General features: G+C 66.8%; 17 protein-coding genes. 13 read left to right on the forward strand and 4 right to left on the reverse strand.

All coding sequences use genetic code 11. From position 1 onward, the window contains the following. Position 1: 1 nt before the first annotated feature. Positions 2–916 carry a nodulation factor ABC transporter ATP-binding protein NodI gene (gene nodI, locus LGM42_RS05575; RefSeq protein ID WP_059638668.1) on the reverse strand — a complete coding sequence of 305 codons (915 nt, stop codon included), beginning with the start codon at positions 914–916 and terminating at the stop codon, positions 2–4. A gap of 330 nt (positions 917–1,246) precedes the next feature. On the opposite strand from nodI, the gene LGM42_RS05580 reads away from it, so the two are divergent. Beyond that, positions 1,247–1,744: a universal stress protein gene (locus tag LGM42_RS05580; protein ID WP_059584146.1), complete on the forward strand. Its 498-nt coding sequence runs from the start codon at positions 1,247–1,249 to the stop codon at positions 1,742–1,744. A gap of 86 nt (positions 1,745–1,830) precedes the next feature. On the opposite strand, the gene LGM42_RS05585 is transcribed toward LGM42_RS05580, so the two are convergent. The 3 genes from LGM42_RS05585 to lexA are packed head-to-tail and all read right to left on the reverse strand — an operon-like array spanning position 1,831 to position 3,588. Then, positions 1,831–2,550 (reverse strand): DUF2939 domain-containing protein, encoded by a 720-nt coding sequence (locus LGM42_RS05585; RefSeq protein ID WP_060318412.1) that lies wholly within the window; start codon positions 2,548–2,550, stop codon positions 1,831–1,833. A gap of 29 nt (positions 2,551–2,579) precedes the next feature. Continuing rightward, positions 2,580–2,915, reverse strand: a complete 336-nt coding sequence (locus tag LGM42_RS05590) for a hypothetical protein (RefSeq protein WP_006476078.1) — start codon at positions 2,913–2,915, stop codon at positions 2,580–2,582. Positions 2,916–2,940: 25 nt separating this feature from the next. Further along, complete coding sequence (gene lexA / locus LGM42_RS05595; protein WP_006476077.1) at positions 2,941–3,588, reverse strand: transcriptional repressor LexA; 648 nt, start codon at positions 3,586–3,588, stop codon at positions 2,941–2,943. A gap of 264 nt (positions 3,589–3,852) precedes the next feature. Here lexA and LGM42_RS05600 point away from each other — a divergent pair, with 264 nt between their 5' ends. From LGM42_RS05600 to LGM42_RS05655, 12 genes are all read left to right on the forward strand, one after another. After that, entirely contained in the window at positions 3,853–4,890 is a 1,038-nt protein-coding gene (locus LGM42_RS05600) for a sulfate ABC transporter substrate-binding protein (RefSeq protein WP_059584143.1), read from the forward strand. Between the two features lie 136 nt (positions 4,891–5,026). Continuing rightward, complete coding sequence (gene cysT, locus LGM42_RS05605; RefSeq protein ID WP_046545642.1) at positions 5,027–5,920, forward strand: sulfate ABC transporter permease subunit CysT; 894 nt, start codon at positions 5,027–5,029, stop codon at positions 5,918–5,920. Further along, positions 5,917–6,852 (forward strand): sulfate ABC transporter permease subunit CysW, encoded by a 936-nt coding sequence (cysW, locus tag LGM42_RS05610; RefSeq protein WP_059584141.1) that lies wholly within the window; start codon positions 5,917–5,919, stop codon positions 6,850–6,852. The genes cysT and cysW overlap by 4 nt, the downstream gene beginning before the upstream one ends. A gap of 13 nt (positions 6,853–6,865) precedes the next feature. After that, positions 6,866–7,924: a sulfate/molybdate ABC transporter ATP-binding protein gene (locus tag LGM42_RS05615; RefSeq protein ID WP_012328435.1), complete on the forward strand. Its 1,059-nt coding sequence runs from the start codon at positions 6,866–6,868 to the stop codon at positions 7,922–7,924. Positions 7,925–7,999: 75 nt separating this feature from the next. Next, the gene (locus LGM42_RS05620) at positions 8,000–8,926 is read left to right on the forward strand and encodes a CysB family HTH-type transcriptional regulator (RefSeq protein WP_034186954.1); all 927 of its coding nucleotides are present in this window, start codon (positions 8,000–8,002) and stop codon (positions 8,924–8,926) included. 717 nt (positions 8,927–9,643) lie between these two features. Next, the gene (locus tag LGM42_RS05625) at positions 9,644–10,594 is read left to right on the forward strand and encodes a sugar ABC transporter substrate-binding protein (RefSeq protein WP_226231747.1); all 951 of its coding nucleotides are present in this window, start codon (positions 9,644–9,646) and stop codon (positions 10,592–10,594) included. 145 nt (positions 10,595–10,739) lie between these two features. Continuing rightward, a complete protein-coding gene (locus LGM42_RS05630; RefSeq protein ID WP_226231748.1) occupies positions 10,740–12,353 on the forward strand; it encodes a sugar ABC transporter ATP-binding protein in 1,614 nt (537 codons plus the stop codon). Then, positions 12,350–13,369, forward strand: coding sequence for an ABC transporter permease (locus tag LGM42_RS05635; RefSeq protein ID WP_059584134.1), 1,020 nt, complete (start codon positions 12,350–12,352; stop codon positions 13,367–13,369). Before LGM42_RS05630 ends, LGM42_RS05635 begins: the two co-directional genes overlap by 4 nt. Before the next feature lie 36 nt (positions 13,370–13,405). Then, positions 13,406–14,437, forward strand: coding sequence for a LacI family DNA-binding transcriptional regulator (locus tag LGM42_RS05640; protein ID WP_050012587.1), 1,032 nt, complete (start codon positions 13,406–13,408; stop codon positions 14,435–14,437). Then, positions 14,434–15,363 carry a ribokinase gene (gene rbsK / locus LGM42_RS05645; RefSeq protein WP_226231749.1) on the forward strand — a complete coding sequence of 310 codons (930 nt, stop codon included), beginning with the start codon at positions 14,434–14,436 and terminating at the stop codon, positions 15,361–15,363. The genes LGM42_RS05640 and rbsK overlap by 4 nt, the downstream gene beginning before the upstream one ends. 286 nt (positions 15,364–15,649) lie before the next feature. Beyond that, positions 15,650–17,422: a methyl-accepting chemotaxis protein gene (locus LGM42_RS05650; RefSeq protein ID WP_226231750.1), complete on the forward strand. Its 1,773-nt coding sequence runs from the start codon at positions 15,650–15,652 to the stop codon at positions 17,420–17,422. Positions 17,423–17,973: 551 nt separating this feature from the next. Continuing rightward, positions 17,974–19,896, forward strand: coding sequence for a PrkA family serine protein kinase (locus LGM42_RS05655; protein ID WP_027784391.1), 1,923 nt, complete (start codon positions 17,974–17,976; stop codon positions 19,894–19,896). The last annotated feature ends 4 nt before the right edge of the window (positions 19,897–19,900 follow it).

Consider the following 19,900-nt stretch of genomic DNA (forward strand, 5'->3'; position numbering starts at 1 on the left):
TTCAGTCCTGCATCTCGCGGCCGGTGAGCCGCAGGAACACATCTTCCAGATTGGCCGGGCGATGCAGATAGCGCAACCCCGTGCGGCCCTTGAGGCGCGCGCTGAGCGGTTCGGGGTCGGTCACATAGCAGAACAGCGTTTCGCCGCTGATCTCGGTGCGCTTCGCGAAGGCCGACAACTCGTCGCGCAGCGCGGCCGGATCGGGCCCGTAGATCTCGATCACGTCGCAACCGATCTCCGATGCGATCAGGGCATGCGGCGCGCCTTCGGCGATCTTGCGGCCTTCTTCGATCACGCACAGCCGATCGCACAGACGCTCGGCTTCTTCCATGAAATGCGTGGTGATCAGGATCGTCTTGTCGCGCGCGAGCAGCGAACGCAGCCGCTCCCACATCAGATGCCGCGCCTGCGGATCGAGACCCGTCGTCGGCTCGTCGAGCACGAGCACGTCGGGATCGTTGACGAGCGCGCGGGCGAGCGTGAGGCGACGCTTCATGCCGCCCGACAACTCGCCCACCTTCGCATCGGCCTTGTTCTCGAGCTTCGCGAATTCGAGCAGCGGCGGCACGAGCGCGCGTGCCGCCTGCGCCGACATCCCGAAATAGCGGCTGAACACGAGCAGGTTTTCCCGGACCGTGAAGTCCGGATCGAGATTGTCGAACTGCGGGACGACGCCGACGCGCTGGCGTGCATGTCGGGCACGCGATGGAACCGGTTCGCCGCACAGCGAAATGGTGCCGGCATCGGGATGCGCGAGGCCGAGCAGCATCTTCAGCGTCGTGGTCTTGCCGGCGCCGTTCGGGCCGAGCAGGCCATAGCATTCGCCGGCCTTCACGTGGAAGGACAGGCCGTTGACGACGAGCTTGTCGCCATAGCGTTTTTCGACGTTGCGGAAATCGATCGGTGCGACGGACATGGGCGCTTGTCGTTGTAAGCGGGCGTGTGCTGCTGCCCCGTGCGTGGCCGGTTTCCGAACGGATCGCGCGAATCCGTGTCACACGGGCGTGACCGAAGCGCACGATGCCGGCGCGACGCGGCTCGCTGGTGTACGAATGGGCCATTCTAGTGCATCGGCTGCGTCGCTTCAGGGCACGCCCGCCCGGTGCGATGCATGTGCGCACCGATCATGCACCGCATCATCGCGCACGCGCGACGCGGGGCGAATCAGCGTTTTCCATCCCTTGCGTCCTGAATTGCGGCGCACCATGATGAATGCGTCGGCTCGTTGTCGCGATAGGGAGGCTTCATGGCTAGCTACAACAAGATTTTGCTGTGTTACGACGGCACGCTCGAAGGGCGCAAGGCACTACGCTGCGGAGCCAATCTCGCAATGGACCTGAAGGCGGAAACGCATTTGCTGTCGGTCGTCGACATGCGTTCGAGCATTGCGCAAAGCGCCGGCTTGCTGACCGATGTCGCATGCGGCCGCTTCGAGGAAACCGCGCGCGAAATCCTGCAGGAAGGCGTGAACTGGCTGCGCGAGCGCGGTGTGCAAGCCGAGGGCCATTTCGCCTTCGGTTATCCGATCGACGAAATCGCGAATCTCGCGTCGGAGCTGAAGGTCGACCTCGTCGTCGTCGGCCACCGGTGCCGCAGCGGATTGTCGAGATGGTGGATGGGCTCGGGCAATACGCAACTGCTCGATCGCGTGAACTGCAGCATTCTGGTGGCGTGTTCGTCGGCGGAAGAGCAGAAGGCCGAAATCGCGCGCGAGCGCGAGGCGGCCATGGCGACCGGCCAATGATCTAAAGACTGGATGACGACCTGACCGGCGATGCATGCCGGTCAGGCTCGCGCTGGATCGGCGGAGCGGGCGTCCAGCGCGGCCTGCTATGCATGCAGGTCGATCCCGGACAATTTCCACGAGAACAGCCCGAAGCGGTGAAAGATCGCCGCGTAGCGCGTGCCGTCGGCGCCGCGCTGATACGTGACGACGAATTCATCGATATTTCGGTAGCCCGCGCTGGTTTGTTGCTGGCGCGGCGCTTGCGTTGCTTCGCTTGGGCTGGCCGGTGCGGCCGGTGCGGGGGCCGGCGACGATGCCGCCGAAGCGGCCGCGGTGCCGCCCGGTACGCTGTTACTTGCCGGCGCCGGATGGGCGGGTGGCGCGCCAGGCGTGTTGCCGGGCGCATTGCCCGCCGGCGGCTGATTCGACCAGTCAGGCGGACGCTCGCCCGGATTGCCGCGCGGCGGCAATCCACTCATCAGCGCGGCGACGCCTTCCGGGGTCGCGTACGCATCGACGAGCGGGCCGATCAGCGCGGACCCGATCAGTGCGCCGATCACCGCGAACGGATTGTCCTTTTTTACGGCGTCGACGCGGCGCATCAATTCTTCCGTGACCTGCTGCTTCAGGCTGATGCGCAGCGACGGAAAGTCCACATATTCGCTGATCGCCTGCGCGTCGCGCGCATCGATCGCCGATTTCAGGCGGCCGAGCGCGACATACGGCGACGCGTACCCATAGCCGAGCGCCGCAATAACAGCGACGACGAGCGCGACGATCAACAGGGGCTTGAGTCGCCATGCACGGCGCGACGAACCAGTCACGTTGCCTCCGGTGCGGGAAGGTTCCGCAATCAGAGACCGCCCGGCGTGGCCGATCGTTCCTCCGCGATGCAGCGATCGATCATCCGGCAAACGGCGTCGATCGTGCCCACCATGATCAGGCGCGAACGACCGTGATAGACGCGCACCGGCGCGCGACGCGCGGGTTCCGCGTGATTCAGGCCAGCGTTCAGCGATACGCGCGCGAACGCGGGGAGCGCTGACGGCAGCAGGGACGCCTGCCGTTCGACTGCGACTTCTTCTTGCACGGGCGCCGCCGCGGACAGCGGAGCGCAGGGCGTGCGGCCGCGCAGATGACGCAGGCGACCGAATTGACGGAAAGGCAGCAGGCGGGCAAGGCGTTCCATGATGTTCTCCTAACGAGACGGAATGTCAGAGTTCGCCCGAGCGGATCAGCCCGACGGCGATGCCTTCCAGCGCGAAATCCGCGCTGCCGGCCTTGACGAAGATGTTTTCGTAGTCCGGGTTCTCCGCGATCAGCTCGAGGCCGCCGGGCCGGCGCATCAGGCGCTTGACCGTGACGTCGTCGCCCAGGCGCGCGACGATGATCTGGCCGTCCTTCGCTTCCGTGCGCTTCTGCACGGCGAGGAGGTCGCCGTCGAGAATGCCGGCGTCGCGCATCGACAGCCCGCGCACCTTCAGCAGGTAGTCGGGCTTGCTGGTGAACAGCGCGGGATCGCACGCGTAGTGCTGCGAGATGTGCTCCTGCGCAAGGATCGGGCTACCGGCCGCGACGCGGCCGACGAGCGGCAGCGACAGTTGCATCAGGCCGGCGTGCGGCAGCGTGAACTGATGCGGGGCGTCGTCGATGCCGAGCAGCCGGATGCCGCGCGATGCGCCCGCGGCCAGCTCGATCACGCCTTTGCGCGCCAGCGCACGCAGGTGCTCCTCGGCGGCATTCGGCGAGCTGAAGCCCAGTTCGGCCGCGATCTCGGCACGGGTGGGCGGGAATCCGGAGCGCTCGATCGCGCGGCGGATCAAGTCGAACACTTGCTGCTGACGGGCGGTGAGTTTGGTCATGGCTCAACTGTATGGATAGACAGTGAGCTGTATTTTTATACAGTACTTCGCGAATTTCAAGTGTTACTTGAGGTTCGACGCGATCGCGTCGATTCCGGCGCGATTTCGCGACGCCCGGACGCCGGTTTGTCCGCCGCAACCGTCCGTCCCGTATGCGTTAGCACTTTTGAGTATTAAAAAATGAGGAAGGATTATTTTTAATCATGTAACCCGTTCGATAGACTGGCCCGACATCGCAATACCGACAACACTGGAGAACCAAGGATGGGCAAGCGCAACACGGGGCTGGTGGGCGGAGTGGGCCGCCTGATCGCAACATTCGCGCTGGGCGCGGCGGCGGCGCTGGGCGTCGCGACGCATGCGCAGGCCGATACGACTTTCCTGAACGTGTCGTACGACCCGACGCGCGAGCTGTATCAGGATTTCAACCAGGCGTTCGGCAAGGAGTGGAAGGCGAAGACGGGGGAAACCGTCAACTTCAAGCAGTCGCACGGCGGTTCGGGCGCGCAGGCGCGCTCGGTGCTCGACGGCCTGCAGGCCGACGTCGTCACGCTGGCGCTGGCGTACGACATCGACGCGCTCGCGAACAAGGGGCTCGTGAACAAGGATTGGCAGAAGCGCCTGCCCGACAACGCGTCGCCGTACACGTCGACGATCGTGTTCCTCGTGCGCAAGGGCAATCCGAAGGGGATCAAGGACTGGGACGACCTGACCAAGCCGGGCATCTCGATCGTCACGCCGAACCCGAAGACGTCCGGCGGCGCGCGCTGGAACTACCTGGCCGCATGGGCGTACGCGCTGCACAAGCCGGGCGGCAACGAGCAGACGGCGAAGGAATTCGTCACGAAGCTCTACAAGAACGCGGGCGTGCTCGATTCCGGCGCGCGGGGCGCGACGACGAGCTTCGTGCAGCGCGGGATCGGCGACGTGCTGATCGCATGGGAGAACGAGGCGTTCCTGTCGGTCAAGGAATTCGGCACCGACAAGTTCGAGATCGTCGTGCCGTCGGTGAGCATCCTGGCCGAGCCGCCCGTCGCGGTGGTCGACAAGGTGGTCGACAAGAAGGGCACGCGCAAGCTGGCGGAGGCGTACCTGAATTACCTGTATAGCCCGCAGGGCCAGGAAATCGCGGCGCGCAACTACTACCGGCCGCGCTCGAAGAACGTGCCGGCTGAACTGACCAGGCAGTTCCCGAAGCTGAAGCTGTACACGGTCGACGACACGTTCGGCGGCTGGACGAATGCACAGAAGACGCATTTCGCGGACGGCGGCGTGTTCGATTCGATCTACAAGCCGCAGTAACGCACGCAGTCACACCATAACGACCAAGCGGCGCGCCACGACAGCGCGCCGCATCCCCGACGGGCCGCCGGCGCGATGCACTGCGCCGGCGTTTGCGTCGGACCCGTGAGCAGCATCGACCCAGCAAGAGCATCCGATGACGACGTACACCTTTCGCAAGCCGAGCGCGCTGCCCGGTTTCGGCGTGACACTCGGCATCACGGTGGCCTATTTGAGCCTCGTGGTGCTGATTCCGCTCGCCGCCACGTTCCTGAAGACCGCGACGCTGTCGTGGGACCAGTTCGTCACCGCCGTCACGTCGCCCCGCGTGCTCGCGTCGTACCGGCTGACGTTCTCGGCCGCGCTCGGCGGCGCGCTGATCAACGCCGTGTTCGGCTTTCTCGTCGCGTGGGTGCTGGTGCGCTACACGTTCCCGTTCAAGCGCCTCGTCGATGCGGTCGTCGACCTGCCGTTCGCGCTGCCGACGTCGGTTGCCGGCATCTCGCTCGCGGCCGTCTACGCGACCAACGGCTGGGTCGGCCAGTATCTCGCGCCGCTCGGCATCAAGATCGCGTTCACGCCGGCCGGCGTGCTGGTCGCGCTGACCTTCATCGGGCTGCCGTTCGTCGTGCGCACCGTGCAGCCGGTGCTCGAGGATTTCGAGCGCGAGCAGGAAGAAGCCGCCGCGTGCCTCGGCGCGTCGCGCTGGCTGACGTTCCGCCGTGTCGTGCTGCCGGCCGTGCTGCCGGCACTGCTCACCGGTTTCGCGCTCGCGTTCGCGCGTGCGCTCGGCGAATACGGTTCGGTGATCTTCATCGCCGGCAACGTGCCGATGAAATCCGAGATCACGTCGCTGCTGATCATCACGAAGCTCGAACAGTACGACTACGCAGGCGCGACCGCGTTGGCGGTCGTCATGCTGGTGGTGTCGTTCCTGATGCTGCTGCTGATCAACACGCTGCAGTGGTATCTGCAGCGCAGGACGAGCAAGGGCGCGAGCGGTCCGGCGCCCGCCACCGTCAACGCCGTCGCGGCAGGAGGCCAGCAATGAGCCAGGAGGCCACCGTCGTGCTGAAAACCCCGTCGTCCGCCGTGCGCGCCACGAAGCGGCTCGACCCTGTCAGCGAGTCGCGCGTCGTGCGCTGGCTGCTTACGGGCATCGCGCTGGCGTTCCTCGCGTTCTTCCTCGTCGTGCCGCTCGCCGCGGTGTTCGTCGAGGCGTTGCGCAAGGGCGTCGGCTTCTATCTCGAATCGCTGGCCGATCCCGATGCGTGGTCGGCGATCAAGCTGACGCTGACCGTCGCCGTGATCGCGGTGCCGCTGAACCTCGTGTTCGGCGTATGCGCATCGTGGGCGATCGCGAAGTTCGAATTCCGCGGCAAGGCGCTGCTGACGACGCTGATCGACCTGCCGTTCTCGGTGTCGCCGGTGATCTCCGGCCTCGTGTACGTGCTGCTGTTCGGCGCGCAGGGCTGGTTCGGGCCGTGGCTGCAGGATCACGACGTGCAGATCATCTTCGCGGTGCCGGGCATCGTGCTCGCGACGATCTTCGTCACGTTCCCGTTCGTCGCGCGCGAGCTGATTCCGCTGATGCAGGCGCAAGGCACCGACGAGGAAGAAGCGGCGCGCGTGCTCGGTGCGTCGGGCTGGCAGATCTTCCGCCGCGTGACGCTGCCGAACGTGAAATGGGGCCTGCTGTACGGCGTGATCCTGTGCAATGCGCGCGCGATGGGCGAGTTCGGCGCGGTGTCGGTCGTGTCCGGCCACATCCGCGGCGTGACCGACACGATGCCGCTGCACGTGGAGATTCTGTACAACGAATACAACTTCGCGGCGGCGTTCGCGGTGGCGTCGGTGCTGGCGCTGCTCGCGCTCGTCACGCTCGCGCTGAAGCTGATCGCCGAGCGTCATCTCGCCGCCGAACTGGCCGACGCCGTTCCCGCACATGCCGGCCCTGTCGGCGCCGTTTCGTCGAAATCGTAAAGAGGCAACCAGAATGGGTATCACCGTCCGTAACCTTCAGAAGCGCTTCGGCGATTTCACGGCGCTCGACAACGTATCGCTCGACTTCCCGCCCGGCGAACTGGTCGCGCTGCTCGGGCCGTCCGGCTGCGGCAAGACCACGCTGCTGCGCGTGATCGCGGGCCTCGAGCACGCGGACGCCGGCCAGGTCGTGCTGCAGGGGCTCGACGTCGCGTCGGTCGGCGCGCGCGACCGCCAGGTCGGCTTCGTGTTCCAGCACTACGCGCTGTTCCGCCACATGACCGTGTTCGAGAACGTCGCGTTCGGGCTGCGCGTGAAGCCGCGCCGCGAGCGGCCGTCGGAAGCCGCGATTCGCGAGAAGGTGCACGAGCTGCTCAAGCTCGTGCAGCTCGACTGGCTCGCGCAGCGTTACCCGTCCGAGCTGTCGGGCGGCCAGCGCCAGCGCATCGCGCTCGCCCGCGCGCTCGCGGTCGAGCCGAAGGTGCTGCTGCTCGACGAACCGTTCGGCGCGCTCGACGCGAAGGTCCGCAAGGAACTGCGCGGCTGGCTGCGTCGCCTGCACGACGACTTGCACATCTCGACGATCTTCGTCACGCACGATCAGGAAGAGGCGCTCGAGGTGGCCGATCGGATCGTCGTGCTGAACCGCGGCCACGTCGAGCAGGTCGGCAGCCCGCAGGACGTCTACGATCATCCGCAAAGCGCGTTCGTGTACGAGTTTCTCGGCGCGGCGAACCGGCTGCCGGGGACGGTCGCCGGGCGCGGCTTCGTCGCCGAGGGCGCGGCTGCGCCGATCGAGGTCGACGCCGATTTCGCGGGCCCCGCGAATGCGTACGTGCGGCCGCACGATCTGCAGCTGTGGCCGGCGGGCGAAGGGCACCGCGACGGCATCGCGGTGGACGTGCGGCGCGTGATTCCGCTCGGCGGTTCGGTGCGCGTGGAGCTGGAGGCACGCGCGGGCGGCGCGCTGGAGGCGGAACTCGACCGCGACGCCTGGCGGGCGCTCTCGCTGCAGGTCGGCGACGGCGCGACGGCCGTGCCGCGTGCCGTGCGGGTATTTCCCGCGCGTTGACGAGACAATGTGGGGCAAAGGGCGGGATTCGCTCCGATTCGACAATCAAACAACGACAGCCTAAGAGGCATACCCATGAATTTTCAGCAATTGCGGTTCGTGCGCGAAGCGGTGCGCCAGAACATGAACCTGACCGAAGTCGCGAACGTGCTGTACACGTCGCAGTCGGGCGTGTCGAAACAGATCAAGGATCTGGAGGATGAACTGGGCGTCGACATCTTCATTCGGCGCGGCAAGCGGCTGACGGGGCTCACGGAGCCCGGCAAGGCCGTGCACCAGCTGATCGAGCGGATGCTGCTCGACGCCGAGAACCTGCGCCGCGTCGCGCGCCAGTTCGCCGATCAGGACAGCGGCCACCTCGTCGTCGCGACGACGCACACGCAGGCGCGCTACGCGCTGCCGAAGGTGATCCGGCAGTTCACCGAGGTGTTTCCGAAGGTGCATCTCGCGCTGCGCCAGGGCAGCCCGCAGCAGATCGCGCAGATGATCCTGAACGGCGAGGCCGATCTCGGCATCTCGACCGAGGCGCTCGACCGCTATCCGGACATCGTCACGTTCCCGTGCTATTCGTGGCACCACACGGTCGTCGTGCCGAAAGGCCACCCGCTCGTCGGTCGCGAGAACCTGACGCTCGAGGAAATCGCCGAGTACCCGATCATCACGTACGACCAGGATTTCACGGGCCGCTCGCACATCGACCAGGCATTCACGCAGGCGGGCGCGGTACCCGACGTCGTGCTGACCGCGATCGACGCGGACGTGATCAAGACCTACGTCGAGCTCGGGATGGGGATCGGCGTGGTCGCGGCGATGGCCTACGACCCGCAGCGCGACACGGGGCTCGTCGCGCTCGATACGCAGCACCTGTTCGAGGCGAGCACGACACGGGTCGGGCTGCGCAAGGGCGCATTCCTGCGCGCGTATGCGTACCGGTTGATCGAAATGTTCGCGCCGCACCTGAACGAAGCGGAAATCGCCGGGCTGTTGCGCGAAGCCGTCTGACCATTGCGCGTCGCGCGCCGTCCGGGCGGATGCCGCGGATGCCGCGCGACACGCGCCACGCTTACCTTGCCGTCCGACGCACCGGGCGGCGGCAGGGGAGGCGCCGTCACGATCGAAGCCTCGGCCGAGGTTTTCGATCCGGTGCTTCGCGCCAGACGGCGATCGATACACGTTCCCACGCCAACGGAAAAACAGGAACGACCTGCCGAACTTCGGCGCGGCACACGAAACCGGCACTTTCCCCATTCACGCAACAGCGCCGTCCGACTCGCCGCTTCCGTCATGGTCGGCGCCAGGTCGCGACGGCGAATGCCCGCGCGCTGCGCGTCGATATCGTCGGCGCGAAGCGCGTTGTCCACGACGAATCGCGCCATTATCGGCCGCCGCCCGCGAAGCGAGCGCTTCGGCGAGCCGCCGTCGCGAGTGTCGCATTTGCGCGTCGCGAAGCCCGCTCGCGCGCTCCGAATAAACCCTTAAATATTGATCAGACAGGTTGCGCGCCGAAGCGAATCGGTACAGCATAGCCTTCACTCCGCCGGCGTTCCGCTGGCGGTGGCGCGTCGACGACAGCACGCGCCAGGCAGTCGGCCGTCTGCCTCGCTTCCATTCCGTGGTACCGACAGCAGCATCGATGGCCATTGCTCGGGTAGTGTGGCGCAAACGTTTGCTCACATTAAAACAACAATCCGGCCTTCGGGCCGTCGCCAGGAGATGTGTATGAATGTCCGCTTTCGCCGTCGCTTCCTGACCGCCGCGCTCGCCGCCGTCGCGGTGGCCGCCGCACCGGTTGTCCACGCGCAGTCCGCGGTCAAGCCGAAGGTCGCGCTCGTGATGAAGTCGCTCGCCAACGAGTTCTTCCTGACCATGGAAACGGGCGCGAAGGAATACCAGAAACACAACGCGAACCAGTTCGACCTGATCACGAACGGCATCAAGGACGAGACCGACACCGCGAACCAGATCCGCATCGTCGAGCAGATGATCGTGTCGAAGGTCGACGCGATCGTGCTCGCGCCGGCCGATTCGAAGGCGCTCGTGCCGGTCGTGAAGAAGGCCGTCGATGCCGGCATCGTCGTCGTGAACATCGACAACCGGCTCGATCCCGACGTGCTGAAGTCGAAGAACCTGAACGTGCCGTTCGTCGGCCCGGACAACCGCAAGGGCGCGCGCAAGATCGGCGATTACCTCGCGAAGCGGCTGAAGGCGGGCGACCAGGTCGGCATCGTCGAAGGCGTGTCGACGACCACCAACGCGCAGCAGCGCACGGCCGGCTTCCAGGACGCGATGAAGGCGGGCGGGATGAAGGTCGTGTCGGTGCAGTCGGGCGAATGGGAGATCGACAAGGGCAATGCGGTGGCCGCCGCGATGCTCAACGAATACCCGAACCTGAAGGCGCTGCTGTGCGGCAACGACAACATGGCGATCGGCGCCGTGTCAGCCGTGCGCGCGGCCGGCAAGCAGGGCAAGGTGCTCGTGGTCGGCTACGACAACATCAACGCGATCAAGCCGATGCTGAAGGACGGCCGCGTGCTCGCGACCGCCGACCAGTACGCGGCGAAGCAGGCCGTGTTCGGCATCGACACGGCGCTCAAGGCCATTGCCGAGCATCGCAAGCAGGCCGACATGTCCGGCGTGGTCGAGACGCCGGTGGATCTCGTGACGAAGTAACGCCGCACCGGTCCGGCCGCCGGCCTCAAGAATCCGGCGCGGCGGCCGTTATCCGGTGTGAGCGCGATCACGGCCACTGCATGCACATGCACTTGTGAGCGTCATACCCGCGCGCCGCGTGCGCGCGGCCGCAATCAGGATCGCGATGGAACCGACCTTCCAACCCTCCCGTTCAGCCCACCCCGTGCTGTCCGTCTCCGGCATCGGCAAGACCTATGCCGAACCCGTGCTCGCCGACGTCACGCTGACGCTCGATGCAGGCCAGGCGCTCGCGCTGACCGGCGAGAACGGCGCGGGCAAGAGCACGCTGTCGAAGATCATCGGCGGGCTCGTCGACCCGACCACCGGTACGATGCAGCTCGGCGGCGAGGCCTATGCGCCGGCGAGTCGCACGCAGGCCGAGGCGCTCGGCGTGCGCATGGTGATGCAGGAGCTGAACCTGCTGCCGACGCTGACCGTCGCCGAAAACCTGTTCCTGAACCGCCTGCCGCGCCGCTTCGGCATCATCGATCGCGCGCGGCTGCGTGGCGACGCGCGCGCGGCGATGGCGCAGGTCGGGCTCGACGCGATCGACCCCGATACACCGGTCGGCGCGCTCGGCATCGGCCACCAGCAGATGGTGGAGATCGCCCGCAACCTGATCGGCGACTGCCGCGTGCTGATTCTCGACGAGCCGACCGCGATGCTGACCGCGCGCGAAGTCGAGCTGCTGTTCGAGCAGATCGACCGGCTGAAGGCGCGCGGCGTCGCGATCGTCTACATTTCGCACCGGCTCGAAGAGCTCGCGCGCGTCGCCGAGCGCGTCGCGGTGCTGCGCGACGGCCGGCTCGTGCATGCGGGCGACATGGCGGCGACGACGTCCGACGGGCTCGTCACGCTGATGGTCGGGCGCGAGATCGGCGAACACATCGATCTCGGCGAGCGCCGGTTCGGCGCGCCGCGGCTCGCGGTATCGGGCCTCACGCGCGGGACGGCCGTGCGCGACGTGTCGCTGGAGGTGCGCGCGGGCGAGATCTTCGGCATCTCCGGGCTGATCGGCGCAGGGCGCACCGAGCTGCTGCGGCTGATCTACGGCGCCGATACGCCGGACGTCGGGACGATCGCGGTCGGCCAGCCGCTGAAGCCGGCGCGGATCGCGTCGCCCGTCGAGGCGGTGAAGCTGGGCATCGCGCTGATCACCGAGGATCGCAAGGGGGAAGGGCTGCTGCTGTCGCAGTCGATCACCGCGAACGTGTCGCTCGGCCAGCTCGACCAGCTCGCGCGTGGCGGCATCGTCGATTCCGCACGCGAAACGGCGCTCGCCGAGCAGCAGATCGAGGCGCTGCGGATCCGCACGCACGGCGCGGGGCAGGCGGTCGGCGAGCTGTCGGGCGGCAACCAGCAGAAGGTCGTGATCGGCCGCTGGCTCGCGCGCGACATGGGGGTGCTGCTGTTCGACGAGCCGACGCGCGGGATCGACGTCGGCGCCAAATTCGAGATCTACACTTTGATGGGCGCGCTCGCGCGCGAAGGCCGCGCGCTCGTGGTCGTATCGAGCGACCTGCGCGAGCTGATGCTGATCTGCGACCGGATCGGCGTGATGTCGGCCGGGCGCATGACCGCCGTGTTCGAGCGCGGCAACTGGACCCAGGATGCGCTGCTGGCCGCGGCATTCGCCGGCTTCGGCCGCGAGACGCCGGCCGCCGCCATGCAGCATCCGGACGCGGAGCAGGCGCGCGGCGCCGCTTCGGGCACTTCGACGACAGGACGACAGCAATGACCCAGCCTCCCGTATCCCCGACCGACGCAGGCGCGCAGCAGGACGTGACCGGGCGCCGCGCGCGCACGCTGTCCGGCACGCGGCTCGGCCTGTCGAACTATCTCGGGCTCGCCGGTGCGCTGGCCGCGATGATCGCGCTGTTCTCGGCGCTGAGCTCGCATTTCCTGACCTACGACACGTTCAGCACGATCGCGAACCAGATTCCCGATCTCGTCGTGATGTCGGTCGGCATGACCTTCGTGCTGATCATCGCCGGGATCGACCTGTCGGTCGGCTCGGTGCTCGCGCTCGCCGCGTCGATGGTCAGCGTCGCCGCGCTGAAGTGGCAGTGGGGGCCGCTGCCGGCCGCGCTGATCGGGATCGCGGTCGCGACCGCGACGGGCGCGCTGACCGGCGCGGTCACGGTCGGCTGGCGGATTCCGTCGTTCATCGTGTCGCTCGGCGTGCTGGAGGCCGCGCGCGGCCTCGCGTACCAGCTGACGAATTCGCGCACCGCGTATATTGGCGACGCGTTCGATTTCCTGTCGAACCCGATCGCGCTGGGCATCTCGCCGGCGTTCCTGATCGCGGTCGCGGTGATGATCGCCGCCCAGTTCGTGCTCACGCGCACCGTGTTCGGACGCTATCTGGTCGGGATCGGCACGAACGAGGAAGCGGTCCGACTTGCAGGGGTTAACCCGCGGCCGTATAAAATTCTCGTATTCGCACTGATGGGCGCGCTCGCGGGGCTCGCGTCGCTGTTCCAGATTTCGCGGCTCGAGGCGGCCGATCCGAACGCGGGCGCGGGCCTCGAACTGCAGGTCATCGCCGCCGTCGTGATCGGCGGCACGAGCCTGATGGGCGGGCGCGGCTCGGTGATCAGCACGTTCTTCGGCGTGTTGATCATCTCCGTGCTGGCCGCGGGGCTGGCGCAGATCGGTGCGAACGAGCCGACCAAACGGATCATCACGGGCGCGGTGATCGTCGTGGCGGTCGTGCTCGATACGTATCGCAGCCGGCGTACGCGCGTGCGGTAAAAAAGACAGACAGAACAGACCAGAGAGAAACGGGAAATGGCGACGATCAAGGATGTGGCGGCCATGGCGGGCGTGTCATTTACGACCGTCTCGCACGTGGTGAACAATTCGCGGCCGGTGTCCGCGGATGTGCGTGCGAAGGTCGAGGGCGCGATCCGCGAGCTGAATTACGTGCCGTCGGCCGTGGCGCGCTCGCTGAAGGCACGGGCGACGGCGACGATCGGCCTCGTCGTGCCGAACAGCACGAATCCGTACTTCGCTGAGCTGGCGCGCGGGATCGAGGATCAGTGCGCGGCCAACGGCTATTGCGTGTTCTTCTGCAATTCGGACGACGATCCCGTGAAGCAGCGCAACTACCTGCGCGTGCTCCAGGAAAAGCGCATCGACGGGCTGATCGTCGCGTCCGCGGGCGAGGACGCGGTGCTCGCTCAGACGCTCGCCGATATCCATGCGCCGCTCGTCGTCGTCGATCGCAACATCGAGGGGCTCGCGGCCGATCTCGTGCAGATCGACCACGAGCGCGGCGCGTACCTGGCGACACGCCACCTGCTCGAGCTCGGACACGCGAAGATCGGCTGCATCACCGGGCCGACCGACACCGCCGTCAGCGCGATGCGCGTGCACGGCTTCATTCGCGCGATGGCCGAGCGCGGGGTCGACATCGTGCCGGGCGCGATCGCGGAAAGCGATTTCTCGTGCCTGGGCGGCTATCACGCGGCGTCGCGGCTGTTCGAATCGGTGCGGCCGAGCGCGATCTTCGCGGGCAACGACCTGATGGGCGTCGGCGCGCTGCGCGCGGCGGCCGAGCGCGGGCTGCGCGTGCCCGACGACTGCTCGATCATCGGCTTCGACGACATCGAATTTTCCCGCTACACGTATCCGGCGCTGTCGACGGTCGGCCAGTCGGTGCGCGCGCTCGGCGAAATGGCCGCGCAGACGCTGATCGAACGGATCGGCGGCGGTTCGACGGCCGTGCCGAGCCGTCGCCGCGTCGTGTCGCCGCGCCTCGTGCTGCGCGAATCGACGGCGGTCTATCGCGAGCCGGCCGCGCCGGGCGCTCGCGCATGACGGCGAGCGCAACGGGCGCCGGCCGCGTGACGGTGGTCGGCAGCCTCAACATGGATCTCGTCGTGCGGGCGCCGCGGCTGCCGCTGCCGGGGGAAACGCTCGCCGGGCATGCGTTCGCGCAGGCGGCGGGCGGCAAGGGCGGCAACCAGGCCGTCGCCGCCGCCCGGCTCGGCGCGCAGGTCGCGATGATCGGCTGCGTCGGCGCGGATGCGCACGGCGCCGCGCTGCGCGCGGGCCTCGAGGCCGAGGGAATCGACTGCGCGGGGCTCGCGACGAGCGCGTCGGCGTCGACCGGCGTCGCGCTGATCGTCGTCGACGACGGAAGCCAGAACGCGATCGTGATCGTCGCGGGCGGCAACGGCGAGGTCACGACCGATACGATCGCGCGGCACGAGGCCATGCTGGCGGCGGCCGACGTGCTGATCTGCCAGTTGGAGACGCCGCCGGACGCGGTGTTCGCGGCGCTGTCGGCCGGGCGCCGCCTCGGCCGCACGGTGGTGCTCAACCCGGCCCCGGCCGTCGCGCCGCTGCCGGACGGCTGGCTGCCGCTCGTCGATTACCTGATCCCGAACGAGGTCGAGGCGGCCGCGCTGACCGGGCTGCCGGTGCGCGATCCGGCGCAGGCCGAAGCCGCCGCGCGGGCGCTCCAGGCCGGCGGCGCGCGCAACGTGCTGATCACGCTCGGCGCGCGCGGCGTGCTTGCGCTGACCGCCGACGGCGCCGCGCGTCACTATCCGGCGCCGGTCGTGCAGGCCATCGACACGACGGCGGCCGGCGACACCTTCATCGGCGGCTTCTCCGCACGGCTCGCGGCCGGCGCGGACGTCGACACGGCCATCCGCTTCGCGCAACGCGCGGCGGCGCTATCGGTCACGCGCGCGGGCGCGCAGCCGTCCATTCCGACGCGCGCCGAATTGGCCGACTAGGGCCGGATCCCGGGTTTCCGGTTCTATCGCGCTGCCGGTGCGTCGCATGAGACGGCCGGCGGCGGCCCCGGCAATGCTTGGCGTTCTCACTGGCCTTTGGCGATTCCCCATCCCGACCCGAATTCCGTCATTTATTCAGACTTATGAAATAAACAGACGAATAATTCGAAATAAACACGCCAAAACCATCAAGTTATGCGTCGTACGGTCGTAAATGCACCAAGTGAAGCAATGCTTCGAGCCAACGGGCCAGGCCCGTTCATGACGACGCAACACAGGATGGATGATGGTGTTCAGGAACCTGACGATTCGGGCGCGCATCGGTTTCACGATGGCGTTTCTGGCGGTACTGCTGGCGGTGACCGGCGTGCTCGGTCTGCACGGGATGACGCGTTCGAACGATTCGACGCGCGAGATTTTCACGAACCAGATGCCGAGCGCGGTCGACGTGGCGATGGCGGAAATGTTCGCCGCGCGCGAGCGCCTCGCGCTCGACCGTGCCGCGCTACTGGCCGGCACGCCCGACTCGGCGGCGGCCATCGAGCGCAGCCGCGCGATGCGGGCGCAATCGGACGCCTGGTGGCAGAAGTACCTTGCGCTGCCGCGCGACGCCGACGAGGACCGGCTCGCACAGGACGTCGTCGCCCGGCGCAAGGTGTTGCAGAGCAGTTGCGACGCGTTCGCGAGCGCGGTCGCGGCCGGCGACCACGAGCGGATCGGCGACGGCGCCAAGCAGCTTCAGGCGCGCTATACCGAGCTGGCCGCGGCCGGTGAAGCGCTGCGCGGCTTCCAGTTCACCAATGCGCAGGCGCGCTTCGATCAGGCCGAATCGGTGTTCGAGACGATGCGCGTGCTGTCGATCGTCGTGCTGCTGGTCGGCATCGGCGCCGCGGTGCTGTCGTGGCTGACGCTGAGCCGCGCGATCGGCCGCCCGATCGCCGACGCGCTGTCGCATTTCGACGCGATCGCCGCGGGCGACCTGCGCCGGCCGATCGTCGTGGACCGGCGCGACGAGATGGGCCAGTTGCTGGCAGGCCTCGCGAGGATGCAGCGCGGGCTCGTCGACACGGTGCGCACCATGCGCGGCGGCAGCGAGTCGATCGCGACCGCGGCCCGCCAGATCGCGGCCGGCAACATCGACCTGTCGTCGCGTACCGAGGAACAGGCTGCTGCGCTGCAGGAAACCGCGTCCAGCATGGAGCAACTGACGGGCACCGTGAAGCAGAATGCGGACAATGCGCGTCAGGCAAGCTCGCTGGCCGCGAATGCGTCCGAAATTGCGAACAAGGGCAACACGGTGGTCGGCCAGGTGGTCGGCACGATGGGGGAAATCAACGACAGCTCGGCGAAAATCGCGGACATCATCGCGATCATCGAGGGAATCGCGTTCCAGACCAACATTCTGGCGCTGAATGCGGCCGTCGAGGCCGCGCGGGCGGGCGAGGAAGGCCGCGGCTTCGCGGTCGTCGCGGGCGAAGTGCGCAGCCTCGCGCAGCGTTCGTCGAGCGCGGCGAAGGAAATCAAGGCGCTGATCGACGCGTCGGTGGAGCGTATCCGGACGGGCTCGACGCTGGTCGACGAGGCGGGGCGCACGATGAGCGACGTGATCGGCGCGGTCCAGCGCGTGACCGACATCATGGGCGAGATCGCGGCGGCGTCCGAGGAACAGAGCGGTGGGATCGACCAGGTGGCGCGCGCGGTCGCGCAGATGGACGAGGTCACGCAGCAGAATGCCGCGCTCGTCGAGGAAGCCGCGGCCGCCGCGCAGTCGCTCGAGGAGCAGGCGGCCCGCCTGCGCGAAACGGCGGCGGTATTCCAGCTCGATGACGAGGCGGCACGTGCGGGCACCGTCGTTGCGGTTGCCGCACGTCATGCGACGCGTGCGCCTTCCGCGCCGACCGCTGCGCCCGCACCGGCTGCCGCGCGCGTCGAGCGCGAAGCCGCGCCGAAACGCGCGAGCGCCGGGACGCCGGCGCGCAAGCCCGCCGCCGTGTCGGCCGCCCCCGCACCCGCGCCGGCAGCCGCGACCGCCGGCGGCGACGACTGGGAGACGTTCTGATTCGCGTGCGCCGCGTATCTATCCCCATTTGGTGACGACGACGCCCGCGATCCGCGGGCGTTGCCGTTTCTGCGGCGGACGAAATGTGATGGTGCGGACGAGTCGATCGCGCATCGGCAGCGGTGCCGAGCGCCGCGCACCGAGAGATTCGCCGGAATGCGCTGCGTGCGCGTCATGTTCCCGCGTTCGTCGTACGGGTATGTCCGTAAGGGACTGCGAAAAAAATTTGTAACGGTTCGCGCGGCGTGTCATCGCACGCGGCCGCTCGAACGTCAAGGGATGAAGGGAGAAGGTGGCGACGTCGGAGGTGTCCAACGCACGAGACGTTTCGGTGTTCGACGAGACGCGGCGGATGCAGTTTCTGCGGCTCGGGAGATCGATTGTAAAACGACGAAATGCGTTGTCCAAGCGGTGTTGTCGAGAATGACGAACTTCATACGAAGAGTTCGTGAAAAAAAATAAGAAAGGGTTTAGGATGAATTCGAACGCGCTTGCTTCTGCGCAGTCATACGAAGGCAGGCACGTCTTCAGACTCAGGCGAGGGAGGTAGCATGGATATTTACAGCAGCTTCGCGAACCGCTTCGAAAAAACGCGAGAGGAAGAGCTCTCGCTGGAGGAGTATCTCGCGCTCTGCAAGAACGATCCATCCGCGTACGCGACGGCTGGTGAACGCATGCTGGAAGCAATCGGGGAACCTGAACAGATCGATACCCGCAACGACCCGCGCCTGTCGCGGATCTTCGCGAACAAGGTCATCAAGGTGTATCCGGCATTCCGTGAGTTCTACGGAATGGAGGAGGTGATCGAGCAGGTGGTCGCGTACTTCCGCCACGCTGCGCAAGGTCTTGAAGAGAAGAAGCAGATCCTCTATCTGCTGGGCCCGGTGGGCGGCGGCAAGTCGTCGATTGCCGAGCGCCTGAAGCAACTGATGGAGCGCGTGCCGTTCTATGCGCTGAAGGGCTCGCCCGTCAACGAATCGCCGCTCGGGCTGTTCGACTACGACGAGGATGGTCCGATCCTCGAGGAACAGTACGGCATTCCGCGCCGCTACCTGAAAAGCATCCTGAGTCCGTGGGCCGTCAAGCGCCTGCACGAATACAACGGCGACATCCGCCAGTTCCGCGTGGTGCGCCGCTATCCGTCGATCCTGCGGCAGGTCGGCATCGCGAAGACGGAGCCGGGCGACGAGAACAACCAGGACATCTCGTCGCTGGTCGGCAAGGTCGACATCCGCAAGCTGGAGCAATACGCGCAGGACGATGCCGACGCGTATAGCTACTCGGGCGGCCTGTGCCTCGCGAACCAGGGCCTGCTCGAATTCGTCGAAATGTTCAAGGCGCCGATCAAGGTGCTGCACCCGCTGCTGACCGCGACGCAGGAAGGCAACTTCAAGGGTACCGAAGGTTTCGGCGCGATTCCGTTCGACGGCGTGATTCTTGCGCACTCGAACGAGTCGGAGTGGAAGGCTTTCCGCAACAACCGCAACAACGAGGCACTGCTCGACCGGATCTTCGTCGTGAAGGTGCCGTACTGCCTGCGCGTGTCGGAAGAGATCAAGATCTACGAGAAGCTGATCCGCAATTCGTCGCTGGCCGAGGCCGTGTGCGCGCCGGGCACGCTGAAGATGATGTCGCAGTTCTCGGTGCTGTCGCGCCTGCACGAGCCGGAGAATTCGAGCCTGTTCTCGAAGATGCAGGTGTACGACGGCGAGAATCTGAAGGACACCGATCCGAAGGCGAAGTCGTACCAGGAGTATCGCGACTACGCGGGCGTGGACGAAGGGATGACCGGCGTGTCGACACGCTTCGCGTTCAAGATCCTGTCGCGCGTGTTCAACTTCGACACGAGCGAGGTCGCGGCGAACCCGGTGCATTTGATGTACGTGCTCGAACAGCAGATCGAACGCGAGCAGTTCCCGCCGGAAACCGAGCAGAAGTACCTGTCGTTCGTGAAGGACGTGCTCGCGTCGCGCTATGCGGAGTTCATCGGCAAGGAGATCCAGACGGCGTATCTCGAGTCGTATTCGGAGTACGGCCAGAACATCTTCGACCGCTACGTCACGTATGCGGACTTCTGGATCCAGGACCAGGAATTCCGCGATCACGACACGGGCGAGAGCTTCGATCGCGCGGCGCTGAACGCGGAGCTGGAGAAGATCGAGAAGCCGGCCGGGATCAGCAATCCGAAGGATTTCCGCAACGAGATCGTGAACTTCGTGCTGCGCGCACGGGCGGCGAACGCCGGCAAGAACCCCGTGTGGACGAGCTATGAGAAGCTGCGGGTCGTGATCGAGAAGAAGATGTTCTCGAATACCGAGGAACTGTTGCCGGTCATTTCGTTCAACGCGAAGGGCTCGGCGGAGGAGCAGCGCAAGCATGAGGACTTTGTGAACCGGATGGTCGCGAAGGGCTATACGCCGAAGCAGGTGAGGCTGCTTTGCGACTGGTACCTGCGCGTGCGCAAGTCGTCATGACACG

The organism is Burkholderia sp. AU39826 (genome assembly GCF_020419965.1).
Taxonomy (GTDB): Bacteria; Pseudomonadota; Gammaproteobacteria; order Burkholderiales; family Burkholderiaceae; genus Burkholderia; species Burkholderia semiarida.